Here is an 8,811-nt window from a genome sequence, read left to right on the forward strand (position 1 = left end):
ATGCTTGTTGGCATCGCCGGTTATCTTTTGGCAGTTGCAGTTTCCGCCCCATTCCTTCGTGCCATCTTTAAAATACTCGCACTTCCAAATCGGCGTTTCGTGTTTAATGCGGTCAATAATATAACGGTTGGCCGAATATGCTTCTGCCCGGTGCGGCGATGCGGTAATCACCACCACGGCTGATTCTGAAATGCCAACTTTACCAACACGGTGTTGTGCCAATGCTATTTTTAACGGCCATTTTTCGCAGGCATCATTCAAAATTTTTTGGATTGATTTCGTTGCCATCGCTTCCTGCGCTTCGTATTCCAAATAAGCTACATCGGTTTGCGGGTCGTTGTCGCGCACTTCCCCGCTAAACAAAACGATGGCACCTGCTTCCGGATGGTGGGATTTCGCCAGCAAACCAACCAAATCCAACGGTTCGGCAGATAAAAGCGGAAGGTTAGCCACCACTGCTGGGCGGGATAATGCTGATGGTATCATGGGTAGTGATGGGATAATTTTGGTCAACAAATTCATCTCGCACTGCAAACCGGCAAAGTTCCAGCACGTTTGCTGCTTCGGGGTTTTGCGCCGTCAATTGCTGTTTTAGTTCTGCAATATTTTTTGCGCTGCTTTGCAATTGAAATTCTTTGTCGAAATAATCTTTCAAAACAGCAAAAACTTCTATGGTCATAATGATTTTTAGGTGATAAAAGAAGTATTAACCGCCAATTTGCAACATACTCAATTCGCTGCCGATAAAATGGTGCAGTTGCTTTTGGCTCATCGCCTGCTGCAATTTTTCCTGCAACAAATAATCGCTGTCTTCCGCGTCCAACGCAATCGGATGGTTGGAACTTAAACAACCGTACATATTCCCTTCAGCATCCAGCCGCAACCTGCTGCAATCCGAGCAAAAAGGCTCACTGTTGTTGGCAATGATACCGAACGTATTTCCGTCAGCAGTTTGCCAATAATTAGCTGTGGCAGAAGCTTTCCGGGGCAAACGTTTAAAATCGTATTTAGTAGCAATTTGATCCAGCAATTGCTGTTGCGAAAACAAATATTTATCAGATTCGTGGTGCAAATGGCCCATGGACATCACTTCCAAAAACCGGATCGGGATGTTTTTACCAAAAGCATAATCCACCAACGGGATAATTTGCTCTTCGTTCATTCCCTTCATAATCACAGCATTCAATTTTATTTCGATGCCTAAACCCAACGCTGTTTCGATACCGTTTAAAACACGGTCTAAATGCCGACGCTTGGCCATTTTGTAAAAAGAAGGCTCATCCACCGCATCCAACGAAACATTAATGGCTTGCAAACCGGCAGCTTTTAAGGCAGCAGCTTGTCGGCCCAGCAGATAACCGTTGCTCGTCATGCTGATTTTTGGGATGCCAATCTCGTTTAAACTTTCAATCAGTTCGGGCAGTTCGCGGTAAAGCAAAGGTTCGCCGCCGGTTAAACGGATAGTTTCCAGATCCAATGTTGCGTGTAACCGTGAAATAATTTGCGAGAAAAAAGCGGCTGGTTTTTGCGGACGGTGATCGTAATTGATCTCCTCTTCCGAACCCATTGTGCAGTAAAAACAATTGAGGTTGCATGTGTTTAACAAGCTAACCCGCAAGGTTTTAAATTTTCTTCCGTATGGATCGTTCAGCACGTTCAATGATTTTTACCCGATAAAAGAAGCATCATGCTAATTTTGAATTTCTTTTTACCGCTGTGGTTATGTTAACAAATATACAACGAATTGTTGTTTTAAACTGAAAGAAATGCAACCAAATCTTCCGCCTGCAAATCTCCTTTTTCCGCAGGGTGCAAGGCAATCGCATTAGCCGTTAAAGCAGCTTTTACATCGCCTGAACTGTTAAACAAAACCGGCGTAACCTTTTGATTTACAATAGCCGGGACAAATTCGTCGAACTCGGTTTTCTTTGGTTTTTGTGCCGATAAAAGAAGCATTGGCCATTCTTTTTCAGGCAGGCCAAAGCAGGCTTTTAAGTAATGTTCGATAAATAATTTGAATGTTACATGACAGGAAAACGGATTTCCAGGCAAAGCAAAAACCAAACCGCCCGAAGGCATCTGACCGCATAAAATGGGTTTTCCGGGCCTGATTTTTACTTTGTGGAACAGCTTTTTCACGCCTAAACTTTCCAAAATCTCCGGGATATAATCTGCATCACCGGCAGAAACGCCTCCGCACAAAATAATCATATCCGAATGTAAAGCTGCGCCGATTTCTTGCTTCAGTTGCTCTTTATTGTCTGAAACGTGTTTGCAAATATTTGGTTTGATCTGCCATTCCTTCAACAAACTTTTGAGTAAATATTGGTTGCTGTTTCGGATTTGAATAGCAGAAACCGGCTGTCCAGGTTCTACCACTTCATCGCCGGTGGTAAACAACGCAACTTTTGGCAGTTTTTCTACCTTAATTTCCGCTTTTCCAACCGAAGCAAGCAGCGCAATTACGGCCGCAGAACAAGTTGTGTGTTGATCAATAATGCAGGTTTCAGCCTGAATATCTTCCCCTTTTTTTGCTATATTTTGAAAAGGTTTCAGGTTTTCGATTTGAAAAGAAACCTGTCCGTTTGCCTCAACCGCTTTTTCCCGCTGGATCACCACATTGGCATTTGGCGGAACAGCAGCGCCAGTCATAATTTTATAGCATTCGCCCGATGCGATTTCTTGTTGGTAACGCTGCCCGGCAAACACTACTTCTTTTACCGCATAATTTTTGGTGCCGCTTTCCCAATCTTTGCTGTTGATGGCATAACCATCCATCGTGGCACGGTTGAAGGGCGGATAATCGCGGTCGGCAAAAATTTGTTCTGCCAAAACCCTTCCCAAAGCTTCATCTAAAAACAAATTTTCTTGTCCAAACGATTTGGCTAAGCTGGCAATAAGTTGTTGGGCTTCTTTATAATTTAGCATTTCCGGGTTTTGGACTTTATATTGAAATTTTAATTTAAAAAAAGGCTAACCTATCTTTTTCTCCTTTAGAAGCTGTTTAAACTTTTAAGGTTTCGTTTAAATTACACAAAAATGCCATGCTTCTTTTACCGGGTAAAAATTGGTGCTTGCCTGAAATAATAAATCAAAAACAATAGCGAGCATTTTTAGGTGATAAAAGAAGCATCAACCCAAAAAGGAATCCCAAAAAAAGTTTAATTTCAACAAAACCCTACGGCCGGTCTCCCACCGCTGTTCCCCAGCTTGCGCTCGGTTTGCTGCCCATCTCAAAAACCAAATCCCCGCCTTGCGCCAGTTCCTGGTAAGTGATAAAACTGTGCGTAAACTTTTTGCCGTTAAAAGAAGCATTTTGGATATACATATTCTGCGCACTGTTGTTTTTGGCGATGATATGCAGCGTTTTGCCTTGCGCCAGTTTTAGCGTTGCTTCATTAAAAAGCGGACTGCCAAAAACGTAAACGCCGCTTGTTGGGTCAACCTGGTAAAAACCGATGGCCGACAAAACGTACCAGGCCGACATCTGCCCCACATCTTCGTTGCCAATAATGCCATCCGGTTTATCGGTGTAAAAATTTTGCATCACGAAACGGACTTTTTCGGCTGTTTTCCAGGGCTGGCCAGCATAGGCATACAAGTAAGTGATGTGGTGCGAAGGCTCGTTTCCGTGTGCATATTGGCCGATCAAGCCGGAAATATCAGGCGATTTTTCTTTGCCCATATCGCCTTGTGCCACAAAAAGCGAATCCAATTTTTGGATAAATGGCTTGTCGCCGCCTTGCAAAGCAATCAATCCTTTTACGTCCTGCGGAACCAACCAAGTGTATTGCCAGCCGTTTCCTTCGGTATAATCGCCCACTTGATGGCGTGATTCAAACGGGCTAAAAGGTGTACGGAACTGGTTTTCATTCAACCTGGCCCGCATAAAATGAGTTTTTGGATCGAAGTAGTTATGGTAATTTTGTGCGCGCTTGCTGAAGTATTGTTCGTCTTCAGTTTTGCCCATTTTTTTGGCCATTGCCGCAATCCCCGAATCATCAATGCTGTATTCCAAGCCCATTGCCACCGATTCTGCCGTGCTGTCTGCCGGGATAAAACCCAGTTTTTTAACAAACTTTAAACCGCGGTCGTTGCGCATGGCACTTGCTTTTACGGCTTCATAAGCCAGGTTTGCATCAAACCCTTTAAAACCTTTTAAATAAGCATCGGCCACAACCGGCACGGCGCTATAACCTACCATCGTGTTGGTTTCGTTGCCCATCAAATGCCAAACCGGCAACTTGCCCTGCTGCTGGTAAATGGCCAGCATCGTGTTGATAATGTCGCTTACTTTTTCTGGCTGGATCAGCGTGTAAAGCGGGTTCAAAGCGCGGTACGTATCCCACAAAGAAAATGTAGTGAGGTTGGTGAATGCTGCTTTTGCATGTACTTTTTTGTCGGTTCCCCAATAATCGCCGTTGTGGTCGTTAAAGATGGAAGGCGCAATCATGGTGTGGAAAAGCGCGGTATAAAAAACTTTTTTCTGGCTTTCGGATGCTGTTTTTACCACTACTTTTTCAAGCTGATTGTTCCATTTCTGATCGGCAGCAGCAACAATTTGGTTAAAGTTCCAACCGGGAATTTCTGCTTGGATATTCATCATCGCGTTCTCTGCACTCACCGGCGAAATGCCTACTTTTACCAGCACTTTTTCGCCTTCCGAAGTAACAAAACTCAACACGCCTTTTACTTTTTTGCCGGTTAATGTGGTTCCGGTTTTAGCCGTCAAGCTATCGTAAACCGAAAAGTTTTTGATGGGTTTGGAGAAAATAGCCGCAAAATAAATCCGCTGGTCTTTGGCCCAACCGGTGGAAAAACGGTAGCCGATAACGGTAGTTGCATTTACTTGTTTGATCGAAGTTTCCACCGGCCTGTCCCAACCGATACCTTCCTGCAAATCAATCAAAATATGTGCTTCATTACTTTTTGGAAAAGTGTATTCATGGAAGCCAACGCGTTCAGTAGCCGTTAATTTAACGCTGATGTTATAACGTTTCAGCTTCACGGCATAAAAACCCGGACGAACGGTTTCGTCCCGATGGCTAAACAGCGAAACATAACTGTTTTGCATATTTTTCACATTGCCTTTTCTCACGATGACTGGGCCAGTTGTGGGCATCAAAGAAATATCGCCCAGGTCGCCAATTCCGGTTCCGCTGAGATGCGTGTGCTGGAAACCAACGATGGTAGAATCAGAAATATGGTAGCCCGAACACCAGTCCCAGCCTTCCGATAAATTACTCGGCCCCACCTGCACCGCACCAAAAGGCACATTGGCGCCCACAAAAACATGCCCGTGGAAACCGGTGCCGATGGTTTGGTCAACATATTTCGTCAATTCATGCTGATTTTTTGCCGGTAAAAGAAGCATGTGCTGCGCTTGCACAACCTGGCAAAACAGGGTTGTTAAAAGCAGCAATAAGCTATGTTTTTTGAGATTATATTTAGTTTTGTTCATCATTTTTTTGTTGGTAAAAGAAGTATCGGGATTGAAAAAAACCGCTTGATTTGATTCAGGATTTACGATAAGGAATTTTCGCCGAAGCCGTTTTCAGCGCAGCCAAAACACCGTCCGAAACATTGCCAAACAGCGAAACTCCGGCCGCGCCGTTAGTCAAAGCGTTTTCAATTCCTTGCTGTACTTCGCCATCATTCTTAAAATCCGGCATGTACAAACCGGCATACAACGGAAACTTGCCGTTCAGCGCCTTTACACCTTCGGCAACAGCTTGTCCAATCCAGGCCACGTTTTCTTTATAAAATCCGTGGTAAATCATCGGGCAAACGCCGCTGATGTTCCAGTTTACCCAATCCTGTTTTACGTTTCGGTGGGCAATATCCGGCGTAGGGAAAACGGCCGCGGTAATTGATTTTTTGTAAGATTTAGCTACGTTCGTCAATCTTTCGACTACTTTGTTTACGCGCTGGTAACGGAACAAACGCCACGACGGGCTTGCCTCCGGAAACTGCACTGTATCAATATCAATTCCGTGTTCGGTTTTGTAAGCTGCTTTGCAAACCGGGCAATAGCAATAATCATATTCTGGCAGTTCGCTGGTTTGCACAATTTTGTAATTGTCCCATAAATTGACTGGCAAAATCACATCGCAAAAACGCACGTAATCCAAATGGATGCCATCAACATAGTCTTTTTTCAAGGCGTTGGCATAATCGTTTTCGAGGTATTGCTTCACTTCCTCGCGCGACGGGCAAAGCCAGCGGTAATAATTGACGTAAGGCGGATGATCGGCACAGGACTCGCCTTTTCGGTTTACGGCGTACCATTCCGGGTGCGCGTCCAGCAACGATTTTTCGCCGCGGTTCATCGTCCAAATCCAGCGGTGCGCTTCCAGTTTTTGGGCTTTCGCTGCGCGAAAATGCTTTTCGCTGTCGCTCTCAAAAAACATCCCGCGGATGCCGGCTTCATAATATTTTTGGTAACGTTCGGCCAGTTCCTGCTCCGTATCTTTTAAGTTCGGGTTCGTCCAAACCCAATGCTTCCACCCTTTTTTAGGTGCTAAAAGAAGCATTTCAGCGTTAGCTGCTTTTGGCAAAACTGTGGCAGATAAGCCAGCCAACAAACCCGTTTTTACAAAATTCCTGCGGTTGCTCATGGTTTCGGTTTTATCGTTTCAATCAATCCTTCATCGTTTATGCTGATGGCCGCGCTTCCTTCGGCCATAATTGTAGCCGTAAATTGCTTGGCCGAAGCATCCATTTGCAACAAGCTTTCACGCTCTCCGATCTTCACTCCCCGCTCTAAATTCAGTTCGGCCAGCGTTGCGGCATACTTTCCGTTTTTTTGCTGATACTGTTTTTGCCGGTAATAAATTAGCCATAAATACTGCTTTTGCAATTCTAAAAGAGGCATGGTAAAAACAGCATCGCTTTTGCGCGAAAACTGCAAATAGCCCCAGCGTTCTGGGTAGTGCATGTTGATAACGCCTTGCGGCGACCAAACCCAATTGTGTTCGGGCAAATCTTTGCCGGCGGCGTTTTTCAGCTTCTCGTTTTTTCCGTTGCTGATTTTTGTGTCCCATTCAACCCGCGAAAAATTGATGCGCCATAACGTTCCTTCTTTAGGTACATGAAATGGGAAACCTATGCGTAAAGCTTTTAACGGAATGGCCATTTCTACCGTCCAGCCTTTGTCTTCGTCTTTTGGATTGTTTAGCGTTCCATCTAATTTTACGCCCGATTCCAATCCTTCCGCATCCCAGCTAATCAATGCATCGCCACCGTTGCGGTAAGGTTTTGGCATAAAAAGATCGAAAATTTTGTTAAACTGGTTCACTTCAATTTCAAAATACTGATGCGTGTTGTTAGCCGGATCAATAAAAACTTCAAAATCATTATCCTTATAAATAATATCATCGTGATGCGTTTGCGTGGCCCAAAGTTGCGGTTCCTGTAATTTCGCGGCGATAAACAAAGTAGAATCGTTCCACAACATCTTTACCTGCGTTTGATATGTTGGAAGTGGCTTTTTCCCGCCTTCAATATCCACAAAATTGCTGGTCCAGTTTGCTTTTTGCCAATCGCTTTCATCCAAATTTCCGTCCATTTTTAAAACCTGCGCGGTATGTTGAACGACATAGTTTTTTGGTGTGGAGAAAAACCCTTCCAAACCCTTAAAACTGTTTTGAGCCGATAGCCGTGAGCTTTCAGCAATCAGCAGGAAAAGCAAAGCGATGCTTCTTTTATGCCTTAAAAATTGGCGCCTGTTTATAATCACAATTTCATAAAAACAAATAAAACAATTGGGCTAAACAGAGGCAGCGCAAGTAAATAGCCAGGTTTTTTCATCAAATTAACTGTTTAACAATTGTGGTTTTCGCTGAAAGGTTTCCCACAAAAACTCGCCGAAAATGGTATTGGCCCAGGCAAACCAGCTCCGGGTAAAATCGGCCGGGTTGTCCTGGTTAAAAGATTCGTGCATAAAACCAGTGCCGGCATGTGTGGTTTTCAGCATTTGGATGCAATGTTTAATTTCCGCATCATTGGTGCTGGTTAAACCGCGGGCAATAATACTCAACGGCCAAACCATGCCATCTTTGCCCACATGCGGACCGCCAATACCTTCTGCCGCTTTTCCTTTGTAGAAATAAGGGTTGCTGACGGATAAAACGAATTTCCGGGTGTTTTGGTAAACCGGATCTGAAACCGAAACGGCATCCAGATAAGGCAAAGCCAACAAACTTGGGATGTTGGCATCGTCCATCAAATTGTGGTTGCCGAAACCATCTACCTCAAAAGCATAAATTTTCCCAAATTCCGGATGTTGGACGATGGCGTATTTCTGCAAAGCTTGTTCTACTTCTGTTGCAAGGCTTCGTAAATCAGACACCAATTTTTCATCCTTAAAAACAGCATTCACCATTTCGGCTGCTTGTTTCAGGCTGACAACGGCAAAAAAATTGGACGGGATGAGGTAAGGAAAAATCGTGGCATCATCACTTGGCCGGAACATGGAGCAGATCAGCCCGTTTGGTTTCACCGGGAAACCATAACCGCCCATTGGCAAGGTATCGGTTGGCGATTGGGTCCGACGCTGAAAGTGGTAAGGCCCTTTGCCGTTTTTGCGCTGCTGCTGCTGGAAAGTTTGCAGGATCAGTGCGATGGAACTTTTCCACTCGGCATTAAAAGGTTTGGTATCGCCGGTCTCTTTCCAGTAACGGTGCGCCAAACGGATGGGGTAACAAAGCGAATCAATTTCGTATTTGCGCTCGTGCACGCCGGGTTTCATATCGGTGCGGTCGGTTTTCCAATCGCTTATTTTAGTTTCGTCCCGATAAAAAGCATTGGCGT

8 protein-coding genes are annotated in these 8,811 nt (G+C 44.5%); all 8 read right to left on the bottom strand.

Translation table 11 applies throughout. The annotated features are described in order from the left end of the window. On the bottom strand, positions 1-453 hold a 453-nt coding region (locus tag Q0192_RS10675), incomplete at its 3' end, for a molybdenum cofactor biosynthesis protein MoaE (RefSeq protein ID WP_299289471.1). Then, a complete protein-coding gene (locus Q0192_RS10680; RefSeq protein WP_299289472.1) occupies positions 446-679 on the bottom strand; it encodes a MoaD/ThiS family protein in 234 nt (77 codons plus the stop codon). The genes Q0192_RS10680 and Q0192_RS10675, both read right to left, overlap by 8 nt. A 27-nt stretch (positions 680-706) precedes the next feature. Next, positions 707-1,654 (bottom strand): GTP 3',8-cyclase MoaA, encoded by a 948-nt coding sequence (locus Q0192_RS10685; RefSeq protein WP_299289473.1) that lies wholly within the window; start codon positions 1,652-1,654, stop codon positions 707-709. A 98-nt stretch (positions 1,655-1,752) separates the two neighbouring features. Then, positions 1,753-2,928, bottom strand: coding sequence for a molybdopterin molybdotransferase MoeA (locus Q0192_RS10690; protein ID WP_299289474.1), 1,176 nt, complete (start codon positions 2,926-2,928; stop codon positions 1,753-1,755). A 250-nt stretch (positions 2,929-3,178) separates the two neighbouring features. Further along, positions 3,179-5,422 carry a GH92 family glycosyl hydrolase gene (locus Q0192_RS10695; RefSeq protein ID WP_299289475.1) on the bottom strand — a complete coding sequence of 748 codons (2,244 nt, stop codon included), beginning with the start codon at positions 5,420-5,422 and terminating at the stop codon, positions 3,179-3,181. Between the two features lie 94 nt (positions 5,423-5,516). After that, positions 5,517-6,617, bottom strand: coding sequence for a family 10 glycosylhydrolase (locus Q0192_RS10700; protein ID WP_299289476.1), 1,101 nt, complete (start codon positions 6,615-6,617; stop codon positions 5,517-5,519). Next, positions 6,614-7,738, bottom strand: coding sequence for a carbohydrate-binding family 9-like protein (locus Q0192_RS10705; RefSeq protein WP_299289477.1), 1,125 nt, complete (start codon positions 7,736-7,738; stop codon positions 6,614-6,616). Before Q0192_RS10705 ends, Q0192_RS10700 begins: the two co-directional genes overlap by 4 nt. 75 nt (positions 7,739-7,813) lie before the next feature. Next, positions 7,814-8,811 (bottom strand): glycoside hydrolase family 125 protein (locus tag Q0192_RS10710; protein ID WP_299289478.1); only part of this gene is annotated, 998 nt, incomplete at its 5' end.

The organism is uncultured Mucilaginibacter sp. (genome assembly GCF_937859865.1).
In the GTDB taxonomy this organism is placed as follows: domain Bacteria; phylum Bacteroidota; class Bacteroidia; order Sphingobacteriales; family Sphingobacteriaceae; genus Mucilaginibacter_A.

What these genes read in the sequence shown, in the direction of transcription:
- Q0192_RS10690 (WP_299289474.1), bottom strand. Translation starts at nt 2,928, where the DNA reads ATGCTAAATTATAAAGAAGCCCAACAACTTATTGCCAGCTTAGCCAAA.
- Q0192_RS10700 (WP_299289476.1), bottom strand. Translation starts at nt 6,617, where the DNA reads ATGAGCAACCGCAGGAATTTTGTAAAAACGGGTTTGTTGGCTGGCTTA.
- Q0192_RS10680 (WP_299289472.1), bottom strand. Translation starts at nt 679, where the DNA reads ATGACCATAGAAGTTTTTGCTGTTTTGAAAGATTATTTCGACAAAGAA.